This is a genomic window from Rathayibacter sp. VKM Ac-2801 (assembly GCF_009834245.1).
Classification (GTDB): domain Bacteria; phylum Actinomycetota; class Actinomycetes; order Actinomycetales; family Microbacteriaceae; genus Rathayibacter.
The window spans coordinates 685495-707451 of record NZ_CP047183.1; the positions used below are offsets into that span (position 1 = coordinate 685495).

Consider the following 21957-nt stretch of genomic DNA (forward strand, 5'->3'; position numbering starts at 1 on the left):
TGGAGGATCGCGCCACGGAAGATGCCTCCACCCCGAGCGCCGCCCGGTCGGCGTCGGACGTCTGCGGGAGACTGAGGGCATGCCCTCGACAGTGCACGTCCTCAAGTCCGGCCGCCCGCTCGGCGTCAGCTGGTCCGGCCCCGAGGGCGCCGAGCGGGTCGTCGTCCTGGCGCATCCCGCTCCCGGCTCCTCGGACTTCGACCCCGACCCGGAGGCGACCGCGCGCCACGGCGTGCGCCTGCTCTCGTTCGAGCGCCCGGGCTACGGCGCCTCCTCCCTCCTGACCGACCTCGACCCCGCCGGAGCGGGTGTCGGCGCCAGCCCCGAGCAGGCCGCCGCCGACATCGCCGAGTACCTCGCGACCGTCGGCATCGCCTCCGTCAGCGCCGCCGGCTGGTCGGCGGGAGGCCGCGTGGCCCTCGCGCTCGCCGCGAACTACCCCGGCCTCGTGGAGCGCGTCGCCGTGATCGGCACGCCCGCCCCCGACGACGCCGTACCGTGGGTCGGCGACGAGAACCGCGCCGAGCTCGCCCGCCTGGCCGACCTCCCGCTCGACGAGGCCGTCCGCTCGCTCACCCGCTCCCTCGAGGGCGCCTTCGGCCCGACGCCCGCCCCGGACGCCCTGCTCGGGATGCTCGGCTCCGGCGACGCCGACACCGCGGTGCTCGAGACCCCCGGCGTCCGCGAGCGCCTCTCGCGCATGCTCGAGCGCGCCGTCGCCCAGGGCGCCCTCGGCATGGCCGCCGACCTCATCGGCTACGGCGTCCAGGACTGGGGCTTCGCCGTCGAGTCCGCCGAGCCGCCCGCGCTCCTCCTCTACGGCGCCGAGGACGCGGTCGCCGGCCGCCGCCACGCCGAGTGGTACGCCGCCCGTCTGCCCGACTCCCGCCTCGAGGTCGTGCCTGGCCGCGGCCACCTGCTCGCGATCCCGGAGTGGGACCGCGTGCTCGGCTTCCTCCTCCCGGCGTGACAGCGGCTCGTCCGCTCGATTGGCGCGACTTCCGGCCGTCGCGTACACTCGACCCCGGTACCGTGTCCGAGCGGCCGAAGGAGCATGTCTCGAAAACATGTGTGGGCTTGCGTCCACCGTGGGTTCAAATCCCACCGGTACCGCCAACGAGAAGGCCCCCCGCTTCCACGGAAGCAGGGGGCCTTCGTCGTTCCCGGCGTCGTCCGGTTGCCGCGACGAGCGGGTCAGCCGGCGCGGAGCAGCCAGGAGCGGCCGGCGCGCAGGGCCCGGTGCAGGCGCCTGACCGCGTGGTCGGCTTCCGCCGAGCCGACGTCCGAGAAGGAGCCCGCCCCACCCCAGAGCCCGAGGGCCTCGGCGGCCGCCGCCCGGACGTCTCGGCGGGTCGCCGCTCCGGCGAACAGCTCGTCGAGCCAGTCCGCGGCGCGGGCCCGCGCGCCGTCCTGCTGCGCCCGGGCGACCTCGCGCACCTCGGCGACGGCCGCCGTGATCTCGGCGAGCACTGCGGGGATCGTGCGGTCCATCCTCCTGAGCCTAGGAGCGGGAGCGCCGCGATGCAGCGTGGGTCAGCAGCGTCGCCACGACTCCGACGAGCACGCCCAGCGCGGTCTCGAGCGCCCGGTCGCGCAGCAGCATGAGCTCGTCGACGGGATGCGCGAGCTCGACCATGAGGATCGCGAGCGGAGTGACGAACGCGAGGGTCAGGCCGTAGTTGCGGCCGACCACGAGCTCGGCGGTCATCTGGAGGAGCACCACCACCACGATCACTGCGAGCGGGGACAGCGGCAGGGCGAGGAGCGCGGCCGCGATCAGCACTCCGACGATCGTGCCGAGCATCCGGTGGCCCGCGCGCACGAGCCGGGCGCCGGCGTCCGCTCCCGAGACCGCCGCGACGGCGGAGACCATCGCCCAGTAGGGATGGCCCAGGCCGGTGGCGGTGGGGATGACGCCCGCCACGAGGACGACGGCGCCGAAGCGGAGCAGGGCGGCGCGCGTCGTGGGGCGGGCGGCCGCCGCGCGGAACGAGGTGCGCCACGGAGTCGGAGCGAGGCGCCGGGCGCGAGGGAGCGCGAGGCCGCTCAGGCCGACGACGAGTGAGAAGGCGGCGGAGCCCGCGGCGAGGGCGACGGCGAGCGGGATCCGCGAGGGCTCGGACGGGACGGACGCGCACGCGGTGACGGCGAACACGGGGAACAGCGGGCCGGGCGGGTGCCAGTGCAGCGCGTCGCTGAGGTAGACGGCCGCGACGGTCACGGCGACCACGACGGGGATGATCAGCCAGTCGCGGTGAGGAGAGAGGGAGACGACGGTCCCGAGGGTCACGGTCGCGACGAGGAACGCGGCGGCCGACAGCTGCATCAGCAGGCGGGGCCGGTGCGTGTGCTGGCGTCCGTAGAGGGCCGTGAAGGCGCCGAAGGTCGCGTAGAGGGCGAGGTCGGTGCGGCCGAGTGCCCAGAGCACGAGCAGGGGCACGGCGATCGAGACGCCGGCGCGCAGGGCGACGCGGTGGGCGCCGGCGTGCGGGCCGAAGGCGAGGAGCTCGCGGGGGTGGGGCAGAACGGGGGTGGCGGCCATCGGGTCCTCTGATCGGAGTCCGAGCGGCGGCGGCCGGAGAAGTGTTTCACGGGTGAAGCAGATATACTTTACGCGTGAATCACTCTGAAAGCCAGCCGGACGACGCGGTCGACGAGATCAGGGCGGGCTGGGCCGTGCTGCGGCCCGAGCTCGACACCTCCGCGGTCGACGTCGTCGGGCGGGTGATCCGCGCCTCCGCGCTGATCGTGCGGGCGACGGAGGAGCTGCTCGCCGCCCACGGGCTGACCCGCGGCGAGTTCGACGTGCTGTCCACGCTGCGTCGCGCGGCCACCCCGCAGTCGCCGACGACCCTCCGGACGATCGCCCTCGCCTCTGCGCCCGCGATCACCAAGCGCGTGCACTCGCTGGAGCGGCGGGGCCTGGTGCGGCGCGCCGCGAACCCGGCGGACGGACGCGGCTCGCTCATCACGCTGACTCCCCAGGGGGAGGAGCTGGTCGACCGGGCCTTTCCCGAGGTGCTCGATGCCGAGCGGGCGCTGCTCTCGGGGGTCCCCGCCGATCTGCGGGCGGACGCGTCGCGCTCGCTCCGTGCGGTGCTCGCGAGCGTCGAGGCGGCCGCGAGCCGGTGACCCGCGTGGTGACCGCGAGGCGGCGGGCGCTCGCTACCGTGGTCCCATGCGCCTGACCTCGAGCTTCACCGTGCCGACGCGGCCGCCGGTGCTGCAGCTGGTCAAGACGGCGGCGGCCACGGTCGTCACCTGGCTCCTCGCGGCCGTCGTCTTCCCCGGGACGCTGCCCGTCTTCGGCGCGATCGCGGCGCTCCTGGTCGTCGCGCCGAGCATCAACCAGTCGTTCTCCAAGGCCCTCGAGCGCTCGGTCGGCGTCATCATCGGCGTGATCGTCGGATCGGTGATCGGCACCGTGCTCGGGGGCGAGAGCATCATCGTGCTCCTCGCGATCGTCGCCGCGATCGCCGTCGGGTGGGCCGTGCGCCTGACCCCCGCCTCCGCGGTGCAGATCCCGATCAGCGCGATGCTCGTGCTCTCGGTGGGCGCGGTCACGCCGAACTACGCGCTCGACCGCATCCTCGAGACCCTGCTGGGTGCGGCCGTGGGAGTCGTCATCAACGTGCTCATCGTCCCTCCGGTCGTGCTGGCGCCGGCCGAGCGGGCGATCGGAGACCTCACCGTCCAGCTCGCTGCCGCCCTCGACGACCTCGGCGACGCCCTCCAGGCGGTTGTTCCCCGACGCCGGCTCGACGAGCTGCTGATCAACGCGCGGCTGCTGCAGACCATGCAGAGCAAGGCCGAGGAGGCGATCGCGACCGGCGAGGAGTCCCTCCGGCTGAACCCGCGCCGCTCCGCCCACCGCGACCGCCTGCTGGCCCTCGACTCCGTCGTCCCGCGTCTGGGGCGCATCGTGACCCGGGTCCGGGGCATGACGCGGACCGTGCATGACCTGTACGACGACGAGCTCGTCGGGGAGCCGACGATCGCCGACATCGCCGTCCAGCTGCACCGGGCCGCCCATGATCTGCGCCTCCTCGTGCAGTCCTCGGTCGACGTGCCGGAGCCGGAGGCGATCACGGACGAGCTGCCCGCTCTCACCGCGCCGCTCGTGATCGCGACTCCGCACCCGCAGCACTGGATCCTGCTGGGGGCGCTCGCCGAGGACCTGCGGCGCATCCGCGAGGAGATCGTCGGCGCGGAGTCCTGACGGGCGGGCGCCGAGGGGCGTCGGCGGGAGGGCTGCGCCGGGCGTGCGGGTGCTGCTGGTGCGCGGTATCAGCCGTCCTGCTCGCCGTCCTTCCTCGATCCGCCTCCCTCGACGAGCTCGCCGTCGCCCGGGTCGGGAGCGATCTGGTGCAGCGCTTCGGGGTCGCTCGCCTCGGCGTGGAGGGTCTTGCCCTCGGCGATGAGGGAGTCGTCGTCCACGAGGATTCCGGCCAGCTCGGTGATGCGTCCTCGGAGAGCGCCGATCGGATCCTCGGTGGGCGCGTCCTCCTCGGAATGGTCGACCTCCGAGTCGGGGTAGCGGCGGAGGGCGGCCTCGTCCCGGTCGGGCCGAGGCGCACGGGCGTGCTCGACGCAGAGGCGGGCGACCTCCTCCGCGTGCGCGTGCATCACGGAGTGGGAGGCGTCGGGGATCTCCCAGGCCCGCGCGTGCGGCATCGACCGGGCGATCTCCTCGGCCCACTCGCGCGGCACGAGCCGGTCGAACTCGCCGCGGATGACGAGGGCGGACGCGCGGATCCGGGGGACGGTGTCCTCGATCCGGTAGTGCATCATCTCGGGCAGCACACGGGAGAACCAGCGCGGTCCGCAGAGGAGGTAGGCGCCGGCGGCGAGGATCGCGACCTTGAGCGGCTCGCGGACGCTCGACTGGGCGAAGCGGAGCGCGGCGATCGGGAGGCGGCGCTCGTGCCGGTTCATCACCGGTCCGAGCAGGACGATGGTCGTCAGCTCGGGGCGGCGGGCGGCGAGCTCGGCCACCACCTGGGTCCCCATCGAGTGGCCGAGGACGACGGGATCGTCGAGGCCCAGCTCGTCGATGACGGCCCCGACCAGCTCGGCGTAGTCGCCGATGTCCATGCGCCGCGCGTCGATCGGGTGCGGCACGCCGCCGAAGCCCGGCAGGTCGAGAGCGTGCACTGGGCCGAATTCGTTGAGCGCGGGTGCGAGGCGCTCGAAGTAGGTGGCCGCGACTCCGATTCCCGGCACGAGGACGAACGTGCGCTCGCCGTCGCGGCCCACCGTGCTCACCCGCGCCCAGACGTCGCGGTGGTGCACGCGCTGGACCGAGACGTCGGTGCTGCGGGTGCGGCGGTGCGGATCCCGCCCGCGGGAGCGCGTGGTCGCGAAGACGTCGCGGACTCCGCGCCGGAGAGTCGTGGCGAGGGTGGGGAGGAGGTCGCTCGGGCGGAGCACGGGGCCTCCTTCGATCGGGGGAGTTGGTCGCTGCGAGCCTAGGCGCTCGCCGCCGGGCTCAGATCAGCATGTCGTCCGACCTGTGGAGGATCAGACGGGCGGGCCCGGTGTGGAGGACGCCGTTCGTGAGGGGTGCGGTCCGGACGCCGCCGCGCCGGCGCATCGCCCGGAACGCCCCGGGGGCGAGCACGACGTCCATCCAGGCGCAGGGGTTCGCCGGTCGTCCGCCCTGGAACTCGATCCGCTCCCCGCCCTGCTCGATCGCGAAGGTGCGGCCGGCGAGCGCATCGACGTCGGCGCCGCGGACGATGATGTTGCGGCGGGCGTCGGCGGGGTCGAAGGGCCCTGCGCCGAGCTCGGCGGCGATGTGCTCGAGGGTCTCGACCGCGAAGAGCGTGATCGCCGCAGGGCGGTGCGCGCGCTGAGCGAAGAAGCGGTCGCCGACGATGCCGAGACCTGCACGGATCTCGATCCGCTCGGGCTGCTCGTTGCCCTCGGACGGCACCGGGCCGTCAGCGGGGCGGCCCTCGTAGCGGTGCAGGGGAGAGACGACGAAGCCCACGAGCTCGATCGCGGCGGCCTCCATGAGGCAACGGTACGCCGTAGGGGGAGCCGGCGGCGTTGGCCGGTCGGGACGCTCCGCTGTGCGGTCCGAGGCGCCGCGGCGAAGCGGACGTCGGAGCGGTGGAGCGGCGTCCCGGGAGGGAGCTGTCTGCACCGCCGCCGCCGATTCGCGGAGGGGGCTCCCGGCATGTATAGTCGTAACTCGTTGCGTGCGCCTCTGGCCCACGCGATGGACTGCGCCCGTAGCTCAACGGATAGAGCATCTGACTACGGATCAGAAGGTTGGGGGTTCGAATCCCTCCGGGCGCACTCTGGTTGAGACAGAACAGAACGGCCCGCTTCGGCGGGCCGTTCTCGTTTTAACGGTCGCGGGTTCCGGTGGGTGTCGCCGTCGGTCTCACGGAGAGCGCACGGCGGCGGTACGGCCGGTTCTCCGCCTTCAAGGGCGTGTCCTCTCCACGTCGTCGACAGTGCGGGACGTCCTTGGCCCGCGAGCTCATCGGCACCCGCGATCACGCCTCGCACGCTCTGCGATCACGTGACCGGACCGCGCCGCTCGCCCCTTCCCGCGCGCCGTTTCCTCCTCCACAGCGCCCATCTCGCGCCGTTCTCCACGGATGCAGCTGCCCCTACTGCGAGGACGTCGAACCGAGCAATACTCTCCTTCCGTGGGGCTGAACGGTCGCCGCCGACGCAGTGCGCTCGGCCGGCAGAGGAGAGGACATCGGATGAGTCGAACGGAACAGTCGGGGCGGGACGAGCGCGGACGACCCCGAGCGCGGACGGCGCGAGCGCTGGTCGGCACGACGGCGGGCTGCGTGCTCGTGGGCGGGCTGCTGGGCGGAGGCCTCGCGCCGCCGCCGGCCCTCGCAGCCGACGGTCCTCACACGACGATCGAGAACACCCTCCTGCAGGGAGGCGCGACGAACGCCGGAGTGACGACGGTCTCGGCCTGGGTTAAGAAGGGCGAGACGCTCCGGGTGGACCTGCACCCGCTCAAGGCGGGCTCGGGAACCGGCGAGGGCGAGACCGGCGGCGGTACCGCGCGGGTGACGGCTCCCGGCGGCGCCGTCCTCGACGAGCAGGACTTCGCTCCGGGAGCGGCGCCGTCGGTGTCCGCCGGCGGCTCGTTCGTGGCGGACGAGACGGGCGTCTTCCAGGTCCGGGTGTCCGACGACGACGTGACGGCTCCGGTGAACCTCGTCTGGAGCATCGGCGTCGAGGACCCGCGGGGAGGCGCTGTGGCCGGCCGGGTCTGGTCCGACTCCTACGCGATCCAGTCCGGGGCGAAGGAGTCCTACTCCTCGCCCGAGGAGCGGCGCTCCTCCTTCACGCTCCACGCCGTCACCGAGACGGGCGCCCGCTACGAGCTCGGGCTGCGCGGCTACGACGGGGTGGCCTCGACGGTCCAGGCGACGAACAAGGGCAACGTGAAGGTCGGGTCGTCCGACCCGTCCTACCTCTCGGTCCCCATGCCGCAGTCGAGCGAGGCGGGCGGCATCGGGGCGCAGTACGTGCAGGCCTCCGGTCGCTCCGGGATCGACGGCCTGCAGACCTACAAGCTCTTCCTGGACCCGCCGGCGTCCGATCTGCCGGAGTCGATCGCTCCGGCGTACCGCGCGCCGACGATCGAGGGCCTCGCCTTCCGCCGGTCGTCCGCGGGCTCCGACGCGGGCACGCTCACTGGCGTCCTGGGGACCCAGCCGGGGACCGTCGTCGTGGACGTCGACGCGGACGGGGACGGCTCCTACGACGGAGAGCGCGACGTGCACCTGACCCGGATCGCAGGCACGACCGGTCCCTTCTCGGTCGACTGGGACGGACGGGACGCGAAGGGCGGGGCGGTCGACGTGACCGATCCCGACGTCACCTTCCGCGCCTCGGTCGGTCGCACGAACGAGTTCCACTTCACCCGCGTCGATGCCGAGACGTCCGCCGGCGGCGTGTCCGTCGTGCGGTCGACCGGCGGTGGCGACGACCCGTCGACGGTGCACTGGGACGACTCGCTCCTCGCCGGATCGAACTCCGAGCGGTACTCCGGCACCTCTGCGGTGACGTCCGGCGACGGCGGCACCGACTCGTCGGGAGGGGTGCACCGCTGGGAGGGCGACGACTCCGGGCAGGGCCGCGTTCCCAATGCCAACGACTCGGTGCACGGCTCCTACGGCGATCTGCGTGCGATCGACGACTGGGCCTTCGGCTCGGACGGCGCGGTCGCGGTCGCGCGGCTCGATCCGCTCGCGCCGCACGTGACCATCGCGAAGACCTCCTCCGTCGACTCCGCCACTCCGCTGCTCCGCGGCGCCCGTGTGCCCTACCGGGTGACGCTGACCTCGGACGGGACCGGGGACTACTCCGACGCCGCCGTCATCGACTACCTCGACAAGGGCGTGCTCGACGACGCCGAGCTCGACGCCGACTCTCTCCGCGCCTCGCAGGGCACGGCCACCATCGATGCGGCGTCGGGCCGCATCTCCTGGGCGGCCGGCAGCCTGCCGGTCGGGGCGACGGCCGAGTTGACCTTCGACGTGATCGTGACGGGGGAGGGGGATCGCGCGCTGACGAACACGGCCTGCCTCGCCGATGCGCCGTTCGCTCCCGCCTCGTCCGGGACGGGGACCGACGCGAACCCCTGCGCCACTGTGCCGCACTACCTCGGCGAGGGATCGCTCCTGATCCGGAAGACCGCGTCCCAGGCGAGCGCCGAGCACGGCGGCACGGCGGGCTTCGACATCGTCGTGGCGAACACCGGATCGGTCGACGCGACGGACGTGACCGTGACCGACGTCCCGACGCTCGACCATCTGCTCGAGGCGACCATCGAGAACGGCGCCGGAGGAACGCAGCCGGCCACGGAGCCCGTCACGGGTCTCGACATCCCCGCCGGCGGGCAGGTGTCGCTGCACGTCAGCGGCCGGGTCGCCGACGGGTACGACGCCGCGACCCTGCCCAACCGCGTCTCGATCACCCACCAGCCCGAGGGCTTCGACCCGCCGACGGTCGAGAACGCCTGCGCGGACGATGCGACCTCGTCCTGCGCTGAGATCCCGGTGCCGCCCGTCGAGGGCCGGCTCTCGATCGAGAAGACGGCGATCGAGGATCGGGTCGACCACGGCGGGCGCGCCGGATTCCGCATCGTCGTGGCCAACGAGGGGGCTCGGCCGGCGGACGGGGTGACCCTCACCGACGTCCCCGAGCTCGCGCACCTGAGCGACGTCACGATCTCCCGCGACGGCGGCCCGGCCTCGTCCGACCTCACCGTCGAGGACCTGTCGCTGGCGCCGGGAGCGTCGACGACGTTCACCGTGACCGGACGGGTCGCCGACGGGGTGGACGCGTGGACCATCCCCAACCGGGCGCGCCTGACCGGGGTCCCGGAGGGCTTCGATCCGACGACCGTCCTGCACCCGTGCGCGGACGACGGCGGAGCCAGCTGCGCCCAGGTGGCGGTGCCCCCGGTCGGACTTGTGCCGACGGTCCTCGCCTCGACGGGAGCGGCGGCCGGACCCCTCGCAGCCGGAGCCGGAGTTCTGCTCCTGGCAGGTGGAGCCCTGACTGCCCTGCGCCGACGCTCGACCCGCACCTCGTGAACCGGAGCCCGGGCCGCCGCAGTGCGGCCCGGGCTCCCTGGACCATCTCCTCGAAAGGCACTACTGCATGACCGAGCACGGCCTCCCGTACCGCATCACCGAGCGCTTCCCTCTCCCCGACGGACGCGTCGGCGTGAGCACCTGGTGGTCCGCCGACCCGGAGCAGCTGGAGCAGCAGCTCCGGACGCGCGCCGGGCATCCTTATCCGGAGAGGGAGCCGGTCCGGCGGCTGCACCGCTCGAGCCCGACGGTCGTGCTGATCGAGGAGCGGACCGCGGGAGGCTTCCGCCCGCTCGACCCCCACGTCCTTGCCCGCACCGATCCGCGCTGGCGCCGCGCCCTCCTGCGGTCGCGCAGGCCGGCCCGGCTCCGACGGGTCATCGGTCCGCGGGATCTGCCGAGGACCGATCCGCCGGTCGAGGTGTCACGGCACGTCGATCCGACACGTCGAGCGTGAAGGAGGCAGGTGGAGAGCTCTGCACCTGATGCGCGGGTGAGGGTCTCGCAGCGAGGACACCGCCGGGTCAGGCTGCTTCCTCGAGGTCGTCCTCGACCTCGACGGGCGCGTCGACCGGGGCGCACGGGGGAACCGACTCGGCCGGGGGCGCCGAGGCCGCGATGCGCGAGCGCTCGAGACCGGCGAGGAGCACGGCGAAGGCCTCCTCGAGCTCGGCGGTGTCGCGGAGCAGGACGCGCTCGCCGCTGGCCGGATCGAGGCGGACCGTCCGGTAGGCGGGGCGGGGGAGATCGGAGACCAGGGTGATGATGCCGAGGACGACGCCGCTGCGGCGGGCGCGCGCGGTCCAGCGGTTGGCGTGGGTGCGGAGAAGGATCATGACCGGGGCCGTCCTCGGTGACGTGGTGCAGGAGCGGGGGAAGGGGGTGTCGCTGGCGGTGCGGGGATCCTCTCGAAGCTTGCTGCACGAAGGGCCTCCGCTTCCTGTGCTTGACAGCAGAGCCGAGCAGAGGTCACCGGCGCCGGGCGGCCGCCGCGGCGTGCAGGGCCCGCAGGAACTCGGGGACGACCGGGTTGCCGGTGTCCCGGGCGAGCACACCGATCTCACGGCTCGCGCCCGGATCGTCGATCGGGATCTCTCGGACGTCGTCGTCGACCGAGGACGGGCTCGGAGGCAGGATCGTCAGTCCGAGGCCGGCTGCCGCGAGTCCCCGGGCGGCGCGGTAGTCGCCGACCTCGAACGCCGGCACGGGATCGCGGCCGTCCACGGCGAGCAGGCGCCGGGCCGACTCGTGGAGGCCGTAGCCGGGCGCGAGCATGATCAGGTCGAGGCCGCGGAGGTCCTCCACCGTGACCGAGCGTCGCGAGGCGAGCGGATGACGGGGGTCCACGACCGCGAGGAGAGGCTCCGAGTAGAGCGTCGTCGTGGTGGTTCCGGGGAGATCGGGCGGATCCGCGACGATCGCCAGCTCGGACTCGCCCTCCGCCACGGCCCGCAGGCACAGAGCGCGCGAGCCGTGACGGAGCCCGAAGCCCACCTGCGGCCAGCGGCGGCGGAACCGGCGGATCACGTCCGGCACGAAGCTCTCCCCGAGGAGCGTCTGGAAGGCGAGGTCGATGCGGCCGTGCTCCACATCGCCCGCCTGCCGCACCTCCGCGAGCCCGGCGCGGATGACCGACATGCCGTCCTGCGCGACCTCGGCGAGACGGGTCCCCGCCTCCGTCAGCACCACCCCGCGGCCCTCCCGCCGCACCAGGGGAGTGCCGACCAGGGCGGACAGCCGGGCGAGCGACCGGCTCGCGGTCGGCTGCGGGATCCCGAGCTCGGCGGCCGCCGCCGTGACGCTCCCGGTCTGGGCGACCGCGACGAGCAGCGGCAGGAGGCGGAGGGTCGCGGGCCAGTCGTCGGACACGTCACCACCCTAGATCCGGACATGACCAGAACGCATGAGCAGCAGGAGAAAGGACATTAGTCATGCACCCGGAGGCGGTCTACCGTCGGAAGCATGAGCACCGCCGCGCGCACCCGACCGACGCGCGGAGCGGCACCGTTCTCGCAGCGGCGGCTGACCATCGCCCTCCTCGCCGCCGGAGTCGCGACCTTCGCCGAGCTCTACGCCGTGCAGAGCGTCCTCCCGCAGCTCGCCCGCGAATGGGCCCTCGCCCCGTCCGACGCCGCGCTCACCGTCTCGGCCGCGACTCTCGGACTGGCGCTCTCGGTGCTGCCGTGGGCCTCGGTGGCCGAGCGGATCGGACGGCTCGAATCCATGCGGATCGCCGTCCTCGCGTCCGTGGTCCTGGCGCTGCTCGCCTGCGTCGCCCCGACCTTCGAGCTCCTGCTCGTCCTGCGCTTCCTCGGGGGAGCGGCACTGGGTGCCGTCCCGGCGCTCGCCGTCGCCGCGATCCACGACCGGGTCGGAGGCGCCGGAGCGACGGCCGCCGCGACCGCCTACGTCTCCGGGACCACGATCGGCGGTGCCGCCGGACGCCTGCTCGCCGGACCGCTCGCGGCGGCGATCGGGTGGCGCGGCGCCCTGCTCGTCGTGACGGCCGTCTGCGCGGCGGCGGCGATCGTCTTCGCCGTGCTCGCGCCCCGGGGCGGCGGGGCGCGCGAGGCGGCCCCCGGCGGCTGGCGGAGCAAGACGGCGCAGGTGCTCCGCGATACGATGCTCGTCGCGATCGCGCTGCAGACGTTCCTCGCGGTCGGCGTGTTCGTCGCGGTCTACAACTACCTGGCGTTCCGGCTCGAGGCGCCGCCGTTCGCGCTCGCGCCCGCGCTCGTCTCCCTCCTCTTCGCCGCCTACCTCGCGGGCACCGTGTCCTCCCGGCTCGCGGGCAGATGGGGTCTGCGGATCGGCCCCCGCCTCGTCATGCGGATCGGCGTCGCCCTGATGATCGTCGGACTGCTGGTGATGCTCGCCGAGAACGTCGCCGTGGTGATCGCGGGACTCCTCGTCTTCACGGCCGGCTTCTTCGCCCTGCACGCCACCGGCGCGGCCTGGACAGGAGCGCGCGCGGCTCCGGCGCTCCGCGGGCACGCCGGCGCGGTCTACACGATCGCCTTCTACGTGGGCTCGGCCGCCGGCGGCTGGCTCCTCGGCCTGGCCGTCGGAGCGGGCGGCTGGCCCGCGCTGACGGCGGTGACGATCGGCCTGCTGCTGGTCGGGGCGGGGATCGTCAGTCTCCCGTCGCGCACCACCGCGGCCGGGCGCTGAACCGCCGCCGCCTCCACCCACCGCACCTCGAGCTCCGCCCGGCACCTCCCCGCAGAGAGCGAGGTGCGACATGATGGCCCGACTGCACGAAGCGGGGGACGGCATGGCGCGGAGCACCGGAGCGAACGGCTCCCCACGCGAGAGCGGCGGGACGGACGAGGGCGGCACCGATCCGCGCTACCACGCGGGCTTCCAGCGCGGCTACGACGGACGCGAGGCCGAGCGGCGCGGCAGCGGCGAGGAGCGCCTCCGCTCCCCGGTCCTGTCGGGCGGAGCCACGGGCACCGGGCGTTCGGTCGACCGACGAGGTGGCGGATCCGCTCCCGAGCGCGAGGACGTGAGATCGGCCGGCGGCTCGACCAGCCCACTGCGCTCCAGCCGGCGGAGCGCTCCGGAGGGCGCGAGAGCAGCGGTCCGGGCCGTCCCGGCACCAGCGGAGCCGACCGCGCCCCGACCCGCGGAGCCGTCCGTCCCGCGACCGAACGAGCCGACCGTCCCGCTCCCCGCCGAGCCCGACTCCGCTCCCCGCGATGCGGCACCCGACTCCGGCGACGGTCGCGACGCGACGGACGCCGACCACGACGCCCGCTCCGCCGTCTCCACGCGCCGCATCGCCGGGGCACTGGCGGTCGTCGGCGCCGTGAGCGTCCTCCTCGGGCTCCTCGCCCTCTGGCACAGCTCCCACAGCTGGTACGACTACTCGCCGTCGCAGAGCGCGTTCGGACCTGAGCAGTACCTCCGCGTGCTCAGCGACAACGCGATCGGACCGTTCCTCACCGTCGGCCTGATCGCGCTCGGCCTGGCGGTCGTGGCGCCGCTGCTGAGGGCTCCCCGCCGATGACGCGGGTCCGCCTGCTCTGGGCCGCCGCGATCGCGGTCACGGTCGTCCTCTGGGCCGCGGTGCTCGCGCTCCCGGTCGTGGTCCTCCTGCTGCCGAACCAGTACCAGGGCGACTCGATCACGGTCCCTCCGGAGCTCTACGTGCGGCAGGCGCTCGCGATGGTCGCGCCGCCGCTGCAGACCGCCGCCCTGGTGATGCTGGGGGCGCTGATCGTCGTCGCCGTCGCGCGGCGCCCGCCCGCGAAGGCCCGCACGGCGGAGACGGCGAGCGGCTGGGACGACGCCGTCCTCCTCGACCCGGACGGCCGCGAGCAGCGGACGGGCCCCGCAGGGCGCTGAGCGGACGCTGCTCGGTCGGACGCCGCCTCCCGGGAGCACCCCGCTCCTCCACGGTCGAAAGCCGCTCCTCCGGGAGCACCCGCCGCTCACGCCGGCAGCAGCTGGAACCGCTCCCGCGCCACTCCGCCCGCGACGAGGTCCGCGAGCAGCTCTCCCAGGACCGGGCCGAACTTGAAGCCGTGCCCCGAGAACCCGGTCGCCAGCGTCACGCGGCCCACGCGGTCGAGCACGAAGTCCTCGTCGGGCGTGCTGTCGTAGAGGCAGCTGATCGGCGCGGCGCTCGCCGCGTCCACGCCCGGCACCCACTCCGCGACGTAGCCGACGAGGCGGGCGAGCGCCCCCGGCTCCGGCTGGAACGTGCGCTGATCAGGATCGACGACGACTCCGGTGCCGTGCTCGCCCACCTTCACGCCGACTCCGGGTGTCGCGAGCCCGTAGACCACGGGCAGGCCGGCGCGGTGGTGGGCGAAGCTCGGCCAGGAGTCGAGGGGCAGGTCCGTCGCGAAGTGCGCGGGCTGCTCCTGCGTGACGCGCAGCGGAGGGAGGCGCCGGCCGGCCGCGCGGACGAGGCCGTCCACGAGCGGGGGCGTCCAGGATCCGCCGGCCACGACGACCGCGTCGGCGTCGAGGGCGCCGTCCGAGGTCAGCACTCGCACGTCGTCGGCGCGCTCCTCGATGCCCAGCACGCGCGTGCCGGTACGGAGGACGGCGCCGCGTCCGAGGGCGGAGTCGAGCATCGCGTCGATCGCGGCCGCCGCGTCCAGGCGTCCGCCCTCGGGATGCAGCAGGACGTCCGTCTCGAAGCGGAATCCCGGCCAGCGCCGCTCCGCGTCGGCCCCAGCGATCCGCACCACGGGGATCCCGTCGCGCAGGAGCGCCGATTCGATCCCGGCCAGGACGGAGGAGTCGCCGTGGTCGAGTGCGCCCACGGGGTGCAGGAGGCGGCGGCCGGTCTCGGCCTCGAGCCGTGCCCAGGCGCGCCCCGCCCGACCGGTGAGGGCGCGGTAGTCGTCCTCGAGGTAACCGCGGCGGAAGATGCGCGTCTCGCCGTGGGAGGAGCCGCGGTCGTGGCCGCGCTCGAACTGCTCAACGAGCGCCACGCGGTCACCGCGCTCGGTGAGGGTGCGTGCCGTCGCCGCTCCGACCAGGCCGGCTCCGACGACGACGACCTCCCGGGTCACGGGGTCTGCCGGGAGGCGCGGCGCACGCCGAGCAGGACGACCAGGCGGAGGAACCCGACGAGTCCCATCCCGATCAACGCGGCGATCAGCATCAGCACGGCGACACCGGACACCCAGGTCGTGTCGCCCGTCACCGACTGCGCCGCGAACTCGGTGCAGAACAGCGCCAGCCCCGCGTAGCTCAGGATCAGGACGGTGATCGTCCCGGGGCGACGGAGGCGTTGCGCCGGCGTCCGCCAGAGGGCCGGCGGCTCGAGCCAGCGGCGCAGCAGCCGGATCACGAGGGTGCCGACCAGGCCGAGGAAGCCGGCTGCGATCAGGATGATGCCCGCGCCGCCCAGCCCCGACGCCTCGACGCCGGCCAGTTCGAGGGCGATCCCGATCGCGACGCCGACGGCTCCGGCACCGCCCGCGATCATGGCCGCCCACACTCCGAAGCCGCCGCGGAGGATGCTCTCGCGCTCGGGACGTGCCGGGTCGGCGTCCATCGGGCGCTGCTGACGCGGCCGGATCGGCGCGGGAGGTGCCGGCGGGCCGGCTGCAGCGGCGGCCTCGGACACGCCCCAGACCGGAGCGGCGTCCGGCGTCTGCGACTCGATCACGTTCTCCCGCACCGGCACGTAGCGCAGCGGCGCGTCGATCCGCACTTGCGGGCGCCCGCGCACGACGATCGTCGCCCCCAGGTCGGCCCCGCGCTCCAGCGCGACGGGACCGAGGAGGAGCCCGACCGCCGGATCGATCCGCCACGCGTCCGACCGGGGAGCCGACCCGTACCACTCCGCCGACACGGCCCCGCCGAGGTCGACCGCGATCGGCCGCCCGTCGCTGTAGCTCGTCACCGGCACGAGCGACCGGCCGGAGTTGCGCACCCGCGCACCCACCCGCCACCAGTCGTCTCCGGCGTGCGTCAGCCGCACCTCGACGTCGACCAGCGACGCCGGCACCGCCCGCCGCCGTCCGATGACCACCGCGACGACCGCGAGCCCGGCGATGACCAGCCCGCCGAGCAGACCGACCACTCCGATGAAGATCTCCATGGGAGCAGTCAAGCAGGCGCGGGTCGTCGGCGCGGGCGCGACGAGGCCGCCTCCGGGAGGCTCGATCCCGGTCGTCGACGCCGTCGCTCCGCCTGACCGCCCTCCTTCCCGGCGTCCGTTCCCGACGCTCCGCCCGACCGCCGAGCCCGGAGCGGGCCACTCCGCATACTGAGGAGGCGCGTCGCGTCGACCGCATCGCGGGTCTCATCGCAGGAGGGGTCGATCATGCGCCACGGGTCGGATGTGACCGCGCGCCGGCGCCCTCGACGGCGGGCCGGTGCGATCCTCGCTCTCCTGGGGGCCGCGGCGCTCGCCGTCGCCGCCGTCGCGCTGTCGGACACGGCGGGAGGAGGCGGACCGGAGGCGGTGTCCTCCCCGGCCGGTGCGTCCGCGGGGTCGAGCACTCCGGCTGCTCCGGCGCCGAGCAGCCCGCCGGCGGTCGTTCAGCCTTCCGCTTCGAGCTTCGAGCCGTCCGCTCCCTCCCTCGCGACGCTGGCCGCACTCCCCGCCGTCGAGGGCCCCGCCGCCGTCCCCTACGACCGCGAGCTCTTCGGGCAGGCGTGGTCGGACGTCGACCGCAACGGCTGCGACACCCGCAACGACGTCCTCGGCCGCGACCTACTCGGCCCCGTGTTCAAGCCCGGCACCCGCGACTGCAAAGTCCTCACCGGCACCCTGATCGACCCCTACGACGGAGCCTCGGTCGCCTTCGTCTCGGGGACCGACACCTCCCGCCTGGTGCAGATCGACCACGTCGTCGCCCTGGGCTGGGCCTGGCACCACGGCGCCTGGTCGTGGACGGACGACCAGCGCCTCGCCTTCGCGAACGACCCCGCGAACCTCGTCGCCGCCTCCGAGCAGACCAACCGCGCGAAGAGCGACGCCGGCCCGGGGGAGTGGCTGCCGCCGGCCGCGGAGCTGCGCTGCGGGTACGTGGAGCAGTTCGTGGCGGTGCTGGGCGAGTACGGGCTGGCGGTCGGGGCGCAGGACCGGGAGGCGGCGGAAGCGGTGCTGGCCACGTGCTGACCCGCACTGGTGCCATGCGACCGGAGATGGTTATCCGCCTTGCTCCACTATCTTGAGCAGCGCCATGGCCTTCGATTCGGACTGGGGCGAAGGGGACCGGTTCGATCGGTGGTCACCTCCCCCGCCGCCCCGCCGTCGCCTCTCCGCCCGCGCGGACCGCGTGACCGCGATCCTGCTGCTCGTCCTCCTGCTGGTCCTCGGCGTCGTCCTGTCCTTCTTCGTCCTGGTCGAGCAGCTGGCGATGGAACGATGCGGCGGAGCCCCGGGCGAATGCGACTACGGGCTCCTGAGCACGACGACCGTGCTCGTCCCCGGAGTCGTCGCCCTGACCTTCCTCGTGACGGTCGTCGCACTCGTTCGACCGAACAGATCGCGTCGGATCTGGTGGATCCCCGCGATCGGCACAGTGCTGCCGACCTCGCGTTCCTGCTCGCGTCGGACCTGATCTTCGTCGCGGTGCACTGGGCACTTCGACTGCTCATCGGTCAAGCCTGGACGTGGTGCGGGGCGACAGATGTCGGTTGCGCAGACCAGAATGGCGGAGCTGAGAGGGGGCCCCGATGGCCGCGAGCGCACACGAGGACTTCGCCTTCGAGTCGGATCTGCCGAGCACCTGGAGCGGAGCGTTCCCCTGGCTGGAAGGGCACGCCACCGCCGACAGAGCGGAGCTCCGAGCAGCCCTGACCGGCCGGGATCTGGACGACCCGAGCGCGCGGGCCGCGATCGTCGAGCACATCCTCGAGTACCGCACCTCGTCGACCCTGCGCGAGCTCTTCCCGGCCGTGAGCACCCGCGACGTTCCAGGCCGAGTGGAGAGCGTCCGCCTCCGCAACGTTTTGATCCGAGAGGACATCGCCGATTTCGAGGCTCTCGCCCCCATGAGGGTGCGAGGCGTAATGGTGCTCCGCGGCATGGGGGCGCGCAGCGCGACCGAGCTGCTCGGCTGGGCCGTCGACGAGGCGATCCGCTCCAACAGCACGTCGCCGACTCCTCCCGCCGTCTCCGCCGCGCTCACGCGGCGTTTGCGTCAGGCGGCGGAGGCCACCCCGAGGACGAAGCTCCTGGACGCGGTGCAGGTCGCAGCGTCATGGCGACAGGCTCTCGGACAGGGAGAGGCCCCGCTGCTCTCCGCATCGCGAGACCTCGGTGCCGCTCCCTCGGCTGTCGTCGAGGCATGGGCTCTGCTCGACGCGCTGACCTCGGACGAGTGGGTCGGCGCCGGCTCGGGCTTCGCCTCCCTGCCCGAGCAGCTCGGCGTCCACCTCGCCGACCTCGACGACCGTCAGCGGATGATCTTCCTCGGGCGCCATGTGGACGGTCGCCGGGCGACCCTGGACCAATTGGGCGAGCGCCTCGGGGTGACGCGGGAGCGCGTCCGTCAGATCGAGGTCCGAGTGCGGAAAGCGACGTCGAGTTGGCTGGAGCGGGACGAGGGCCTGGCCTTCCGCGCCGCGGCAGTGAGGTCGCGGATCGGCGTCCTCTCGCACGTCGAGCTCCTCGCCTCCGTCCCGGGACTCCTCGACCCCGTCGACGACGAGGGGACGACGGCGCTGGCCGTTCTCGACGCCGTCGACGACGGATTCGAGGGAGACGGCGACTGGTTCGCCGTCCCCTCCCTCGGTGGCGCCCGGTCGGAGACGGAGGTCCGCTTCGCCGACCTCGCCGACCAGCACGGCGGTGCTTCCCACTCGGATGTGCTCGCGTCCTTCGCGGAGTGGACGGCACTCTCCGAGAAGCGCGTCGTCGAGTGGATGACCGCGCTCGGTCACGTGAGGATCGGCGACGTGTGGGCGAGGACGCGCCGGGCGTCCATCGGAGATCTGACGGTGGCGCTCCTGAGCGTTGAGGGAGCTCCGCGGTCGATCGAGTGGATCGAGGCCGCCTTCGAGGGGGAGCGGGAGCCCCGGTCGATCCGGAACGCGCTCGCGAACGACGATCGGCTCATCCGTGTCGGCCGGGGCGACTGGGGTCTCGTGGAATGGGGCGGCGAGGTCTACACGAGCATCAAGGACGCGATCGCAGCGGAGGTGGAGCGGAGCGACGGCGCCGTCGCACTCGACGCACTCCTCGAGGACCTCCCGGAGCGGCTGTCGGTGGCCGCGAGCAGCGTGCGGGGCTACGCGGCCGGCTGGCCCTTCGTCACCCGCGCCGGAGTGGTCCGCTTCGCGGAGCGGCGTGCCGCCGTCCGCAAGCGGCCCGGCCTCACGAAGAACCTGTACTTCCTCGACGACAGCAGGGTCGCCTTCCGCCTCGAGGTGACGGCCGAGCACCTCCGTGGGAGCGGAACGGTGCTGTCCTCAGGCGTGGCGCTCGCGCTCGGGCTCGCGCCCGGCGAGCGGAAGCGCTGGCACGGCGACGATTGGGGCCTCACTGTCACGTGGGAGGGGACTCAGCCGCAGATGGGGACCATCCGAGCCGCTCTCGCCACGATCGACAGCGCCGGCGGGGACGTCGTCCGGCTGGACTTCGCGGAAGATCGGGTGACAGCGACGGCAGTGGAGGACTCGGGGGATGTCACGGCGCTGACCGGTGTCTCGGCCGAGGATGATCGCGCTCTGGCCATCGCCGTCGGCCTCGATCGGAGCGCATCTGCCTCAGACGTCCTGTTCCGGTTGGAAGAGCGCGGCGAGGCCGATCTGGCCGCACTCCTTCGCGATTGAGCCGCCCACTGGAACAGCCGGCGCGAGGTCGGCGTCAGTAGGCGTCGGCAGCGACGAGATCGTGCTCGGCGCTGCGGTCAAGCGCAGCAAGCGCTCGGGCTGCCTGTCTCTCGCTGGGCACGGTGCCGGGGACGGCGAGGCGCTCGATCAGAGCGCGCTCGATGGGGCTGACCACGCCTCGCACGACTCCTTCGCCGAGCACAGCCGCCCACACCGCCGGATCGACACGGAGGACTCGAGCGACCGACTCCACGACCGAGTCGCCGTCCGGTGTAGTCGCGCTCGGTGCTCCCGGCGCCGCGTGCGCAGCGCTGGTCGGCGTGAGCTCGTCGACCAGCGCAGGAGGCAGAACCACCCGCTTCTTCTGCGCGGAGTCCCAGCAGGCGTTGTGCTTGGCCCACTGGGTCACGTTCTTCTGGGGCCGGTCCGGATCAGTGAGCACTGCATGCATGGATCGAGCGATCCCCAGCAGCGCCTCCTCGGTGATCGGACCGAGCGCCTGCTGACGCCACACCTGATCGAAATTGAATCGGTGGTCTGGCATCTTGCGGCCCAGCTCGAAGGCGAACTTGGACATCGCGTAGGCGACGATGTTGGCGAGATACCCGCCTTCGTACCAGTCCGCCTTCATGACGGCCGCCCTCAGCCGGTTGTACATGATGACCTTGGCGATGCTCTGCCGGTAGTAGTCGTCGTTCACTGCATCGGCCGACTGCTCCCACAGGCGGTCGGTCGCCACCGCATACGCCATGAAGTTGCTCTGCGCACCCCGGCTGACCTCGTGCGGCTTCTGCTCCCAGGAGAAGGCGAACTTCGCCCAGTCCGTCTTCGTGATGACCTGGCTCTTCGGGAACTCGAGTTCGAAGCGCCGCTGCTCTGCAGGCGTCCGCGCGTTCCTCGTGTTCTCGTACTGACCGCGGGTCCTCTCGTAGAACCATCCGGTGCCGAACTGCACGCCGTCCCGAGCGGGCGCCTTCACGCGGAGACTGATCTGCTCGAGTCGCACATGGAAGGGGCTGTTGGAGAAGAAGTCGGCCTCGCTGACCTTGTTCTGGCTGTTCGCGTAGCGCGACACCTTGGCGACGAGATCTGCCGCCTGAGCCGGAGCCACCGTCACCAGTTTCATTTGGACGAAGACGCCCTCCAGGGAGCGGTCCTTCGCCAGCCGCACGAAGTGCGCGAGAGACGACGTCGTCTGTCCGCCGTTGACGATCTGCCAGTTGTCGATCGAGGTGATGAAGCTGGCGCCGTCCCGCTGCTCGACGGTCACCCCGGTGGCGGTCGTAGTGAGGCCGTTGTTGTAGGCAAGGAACATGTCGGGCTCCTCGGCGAGAGTCGCCTGGATTCCCTTGTTGACCTTCCCGCGCGCGCTGAGGAATGTCCTGACGTTCGACTCGAGCAGCTGGCTGCCGTAGCGCTGGAAGGCATCAGCCAGGAGCCGCCCAGGAAGAACCGCGAGATAGCTCGTCGCGGCGGCGCCGTTCTCCGCGCCGATGAGGCAGGGGAGGCCTTCCGGCATCCACTCCGTGAGGTCGACCCGGATGTCATCGCGGCCACTCTCCGAGGCAGCCAGCTCCTCAAATCGCCGGAGGTCCCAGATGGAGTACGACGCGGGCGTGCCGGCGACGACCTCATCCTCGATGGTGGTGACCCGGGAGCTGAGCGTGGCATTGGTGACGAGGATGAACTTCAGACGGTTGAACTTCGCCAGATTCTCGCGGAAGTAGATCGCGTATTCGGCTTCGCGGGAGCTGGGCTCGAGGTTCTCGAAGAGCCAGCCGTCCACCGAATGCTCGAGATACGCCTCGCCGGCACCGAAGATCTTGCGTGCCTCCGTCTTCGTGAGGATCGAGCCCGGAGAGTCGTAGTAAGCACCGACGATGACGACGAGCGAGTCGTCTGCGGTGTCCTCGGCGTATCCGAGGATCTCCATCTTCTTCGATCGCCGCCCGGAGCATCGAAGAGGCTCGACTGTCGCGTCGAAGACGACTTCCGCCTCCTGGAGACGGGCCACCAGCTCCTCACCGAAAGCCTGGACGGCGAAGGAGGAGGAGCCTTCCGCTCTGATGGCGATGCGCTCGCGAAGCGCTTCCTCGAAGGTCATTGATTGTGCTCCGGT

19 protein-coding genes, 2 tRNA genes and 1 pseudogene are annotated in these 21957 nt (G+C 72.9%); 13 read left to right on the forward strand and 9 right to left on the reverse strand.

Annotated elements, in window-relative coordinates:
• The first annotated feature begins 79 nt into the window (after positions 1-79).
• Complete coding sequence (locus GSU45_RS03075; RefSeq protein ID WP_159912611.1) at positions 80-970, forward strand: alpha/beta hydrolase; 891 nt, start codon at positions 80-82, stop codon at positions 968-970.
• A gap of 56 nt (positions 971-1026) precedes the next feature.
• Positions 1027-1116 (forward strand) — tRNA-Ser (locus GSU45_RS03080).
• 78 nt (positions 1117-1194) lie between these two features.
• Here GSU45_RS03080 and GSU45_RS03085 read toward each other — a convergent pair.
• Positions 1195-1491: a hypothetical protein gene (locus GSU45_RS03085; protein WP_159912613.1), complete on the reverse strand. Its 297-nt coding sequence runs from the start codon at positions 1489-1491 to the stop codon at positions 1195-1197.
• Positions 1492-1501: 10 nt separating this feature from the next.
• The gene (locus GSU45_RS03090; protein WP_159912615.1) at positions 1502-2542 is read right to left on the reverse strand and encodes an FUSC family protein; all 1041 of its coding nucleotides are present in this window, start codon (positions 2540-2542) and stop codon (positions 1502-1504) included.
• 74 nt (positions 2543-2616) lie between these two features.
• On the opposite strand from GSU45_RS03090, the gene GSU45_RS03095 reads away from it, so the two are divergent.
• Positions 2617-3132, forward strand: coding sequence for a MarR family transcriptional regulator (locus GSU45_RS03095; RefSeq protein WP_159912617.1), 516 nt, complete (start codon positions 2617-2619; stop codon positions 3130-3132).
• 46 nt (positions 3133-3178) lie between these two features.
• Positions 3179-4219: an FUSC family protein gene (locus GSU45_RS03100; RefSeq protein ID WP_159912619.1), complete on the forward strand. Its 1041-nt coding sequence runs from the start codon at positions 3179-3181 to the stop codon at positions 4217-4219.
• A gap of 68 nt (positions 4220-4287) precedes the next feature.
• On the opposite strand, the gene GSU45_RS03105 is transcribed toward GSU45_RS03100, so the two are convergent.
• Together GSU45_RS03105 and GSU45_RS03110 are read right to left on the reverse strand one after the other, a co-directional pair.
• Positions 4288-5430 (reverse strand): alpha/beta fold hydrolase, encoded by a 1143-nt coding sequence (locus tag GSU45_RS03105; RefSeq protein ID WP_159912621.1) that lies wholly within the window; start codon positions 5428-5430, stop codon positions 4288-4290.
• Positions 5431-5488: 58 nt separating this feature from the next.
• Complete coding sequence (locus tag GSU45_RS03110; protein ID WP_104248232.1) at positions 5489-6016, reverse strand: MOSC domain-containing protein; 528 nt, start codon at positions 6014-6016, stop codon at positions 5489-5491.
• Positions 6017-6230: 214 nt separating this feature from the next.
• On the opposite strand from GSU45_RS03110, the gene GSU45_RS03115 reads away from it, so the two are divergent.
• The 3 genes from GSU45_RS03115 to GSU45_RS03125 all read left to right on the forward strand — a co-directional run bounded on the left by GSU45_RS03115 (position 6231) and on the right by GSU45_RS03125 (position 10041).
• Positions 6231-6303, forward strand: a tRNA-Arg gene (locus GSU45_RS03115).
• A 419-nt stretch (positions 6304-6722) separates the two neighbouring features.
• On the forward strand, positions 6723-9584 hold the full coding sequence (locus GSU45_RS03120; protein ID WP_159912623.1) for a DUF11 domain-containing protein: 2862 nt from the start codon (positions 6723-6725) through the stop codon (positions 9582-9584).
• A gap of 67 nt (positions 9585-9651) precedes the next feature.
• Complete coding sequence (locus tag GSU45_RS03125; RefSeq protein WP_159912624.1) at positions 9652-10041, forward strand: hypothetical protein; 390 nt, start codon at positions 9652-9654, stop codon at positions 10039-10041.
• A gap of 67 nt (positions 10042-10108) precedes the next feature.
• On the opposite strand, the gene GSU45_RS03130 is transcribed toward GSU45_RS03125, so the two are convergent.
• Positions 10109-10420 carry a hypothetical protein gene (locus GSU45_RS03130; protein WP_159912626.1) on the reverse strand — a complete coding sequence of 104 codons (312 nt, stop codon included), beginning with the start codon at positions 10418-10420 and terminating at the stop codon, positions 10109-10111.
• Between the two features lie 133 nt (positions 10421-10553).
• The gene (locus tag GSU45_RS03135) at positions 10554-11453 is read right to left on the reverse strand and encodes a LysR family transcriptional regulator (RefSeq protein WP_104225991.1); all 900 of its coding nucleotides are present in this window, start codon (positions 11451-11453) and stop codon (positions 10554-10556) included.
• Between the two features lie 93 nt (positions 11454-11546).
• Between GSU45_RS03135 and GSU45_RS03140 the strand changes: the two genes are divergently transcribed.
• The 3 genes from GSU45_RS03140 (at position 11547) to GSU45_RS03150 (ending at position 13934) form a co-directional block, all read left to right on the forward strand.
• Positions 11547-12755 carry an MFS transporter gene (locus tag GSU45_RS03140; protein WP_159912628.1) on the forward strand — a complete coding sequence of 403 codons (1209 nt, stop codon included), beginning with the start codon at positions 11547-11549 and terminating at the stop codon, positions 12753-12755.
• A gap of 73 nt (positions 12756-12828) precedes the next feature.
• Positions 12829-13596 carry a hypothetical protein gene (locus tag GSU45_RS03145; protein ID WP_159912630.1) on the forward strand — a complete coding sequence of 256 codons (768 nt, stop codon included), beginning with the start codon at positions 12829-12831 and terminating at the stop codon, positions 13594-13596.
• Positions 13593-13934 carry a hypothetical protein gene (locus GSU45_RS03150; protein ID WP_159912632.1) on the forward strand — a complete coding sequence of 114 codons (342 nt, stop codon included), beginning with the start codon at positions 13593-13595 and terminating at the stop codon, positions 13932-13934. Before GSU45_RS03145 ends, GSU45_RS03150 begins: the two co-directional genes overlap by 4 nt.
• Before the next feature lie 86 nt (positions 13935-14020).
• Here the strand turns inward: GSU45_RS03150 and GSU45_RS03155 are convergent, their stop codons facing one another.
• Entirely contained in the window at positions 14021-15115 is a 1095-nt protein-coding gene (locus tag GSU45_RS03155) for an FAD-dependent oxidoreductase (protein ID WP_159912634.1), read from the reverse strand.
• Positions 15112-16152 carry a hypothetical protein gene (locus tag GSU45_RS03160; protein WP_159912636.1) on the reverse strand — a complete coding sequence of 347 codons (1041 nt, stop codon included), beginning with the start codon at positions 16150-16152 and terminating at the stop codon, positions 15112-15114. The genes GSU45_RS03155 and GSU45_RS03160 overlap by 4 nt, the downstream gene beginning before the upstream one ends.
• Before the next feature lie 225 nt (positions 16153-16377).
• On the opposite strand from GSU45_RS03160, the gene GSU45_RS03165 reads away from it, so the two are divergent.
• From GSU45_RS03165 to GSU45_RS17355, 3 genes and pseudogenes are all read left to right on the forward strand, one after another.
• Entirely contained in the window at positions 16378-17178 is an 801-nt protein-coding gene (locus GSU45_RS03165) for an HNH endonuclease family protein (RefSeq protein ID WP_159912638.1), read from the forward strand.
• 160 nt (positions 17179-17338) lie between these two features.
• The gene (locus GSU45_RS03170) at positions 17339-17623 is read left to right on the forward strand and encodes a hypothetical protein (RefSeq protein ID WP_159912640.1); all 285 of its coding nucleotides are present in this window, start codon (positions 17339-17341) and stop codon (positions 17621-17623) included.
• A gap of 466 nt (positions 17624-18089) precedes the next feature.
• Positions 18090-18566 (forward strand): annotated as a pseudogene (locus tag GSU45_RS17355) (sigma factor-like helix-turn-helix DNA-binding protein); the annotation flags it as partial.
• Positions 18567-19872: 1306 nt separating this feature from the next.
• On the opposite strand, the gene GSU45_RS03180 reads toward GSU45_RS17355, so the two are convergent.
• On the reverse strand, positions 19873-21942 hold the full coding sequence (locus GSU45_RS03180) for an AIPR family protein (RefSeq protein ID WP_159912644.1): 2070 nt from the start codon (positions 21940-21942) through the stop codon (positions 19873-19875).
• Positions 21943-21957 lie beyond the last annotated feature (15 nt).

What these genes read in the sequence shown, in the direction of transcription:
- GSU45_RS03075 (WP_159912611.1), top strand. Translation starts at nt 80, where the DNA reads ATGCCCTCGACAGTGCACGTCCTCAAGTCCGGCCGCCCGCTCGGCGTC.
- GSU45_RS03085 (WP_159912613.1), bottom strand. Translation starts at nt 1,491, where the DNA reads ATGGACCGCACGATCCCCGCAGTGCTCGCCGAGATCACGGCGGCCGTC.
- GSU45_RS03090 (WP_159912615.1), bottom strand. Translation starts at nt 2,542, where the DNA reads ATGGCCGCCACCCCCGTTCTGCCCCACCCCCGCGAGCTCCTCGCCTTC.
- GSU45_RS03100 (WP_159912619.1), top strand. Translation starts at nt 3,179, where the DNA reads ATGCGCCTGACCTCGAGCTTCACCGTGCCGACGCGGCCGCCGGTGCTG.
- GSU45_RS03110 (WP_104248232.1), bottom strand. Translation starts at nt 6,016, where the DNA reads ATGGAGGCCGCCGCGATCGAGCTCGTGGGCTTCGTCGTCTCTCCCCTG.
- GSU45_RS03120 (WP_159912623.1), top strand. Translation starts at nt 6,723, where the DNA reads ATGAGTCGAACGGAACAGTCGGGGCGGGACGAGCGCGGACGACCCCGA.
- GSU45_RS03125 (WP_159912624.1), top strand. Translation starts at nt 9,652, where the DNA reads ATGACCGAGCACGGCCTCCCGTACCGCATCACCGAGCGCTTCCCTCTC.
- GSU45_RS03130 (WP_159912626.1), bottom strand. Translation starts at nt 10,420, where the DNA reads ATGATCCTTCTCCGCACCCACGCCAACCGCTGGACCGCGCGCGCCCGC.
- GSU45_RS03140 (WP_159912628.1), top strand. Translation starts at nt 11,547, where the DNA reads ATGAGCACCGCCGCGCGCACCCGACCGACGCGCGGAGCGGCACCGTTC.
- GSU45_RS03145 (WP_159912630.1), top strand. Translation starts at nt 12,829, where the DNA reads ATGGCCCGACTGCACGAAGCGGGGGACGGCATGGCGCGGAGCACCGGA.
- GSU45_RS03150 (WP_159912632.1), top strand. Translation starts at nt 13,593, where the DNA reads ATGACGCGGGTCCGCCTGCTCTGGGCCGCCGCGATCGCGGTCACGGTC.
- GSU45_RS03160 (WP_159912636.1), bottom strand. Translation starts at nt 16,152, where the DNA reads ATGGAGATCTTCATCGGAGTGGTCGGTCTGCTCGGCGGGCTGGTCATC.
- GSU45_RS03165 (WP_159912638.1), top strand. Translation starts at nt 16,378, where the DNA reads ATGCGCCACGGGTCGGATGTGACCGCGCGCCGGCGCCCTCGACGGCGG.
- GSU45_RS03180 (WP_159912644.1), bottom strand. Translation starts at nt 21,942, where the DNA reads ATGACCTTCGAGGAAGCGCTTCGCGAGCGCATCGCCATCAGAGCGGAA.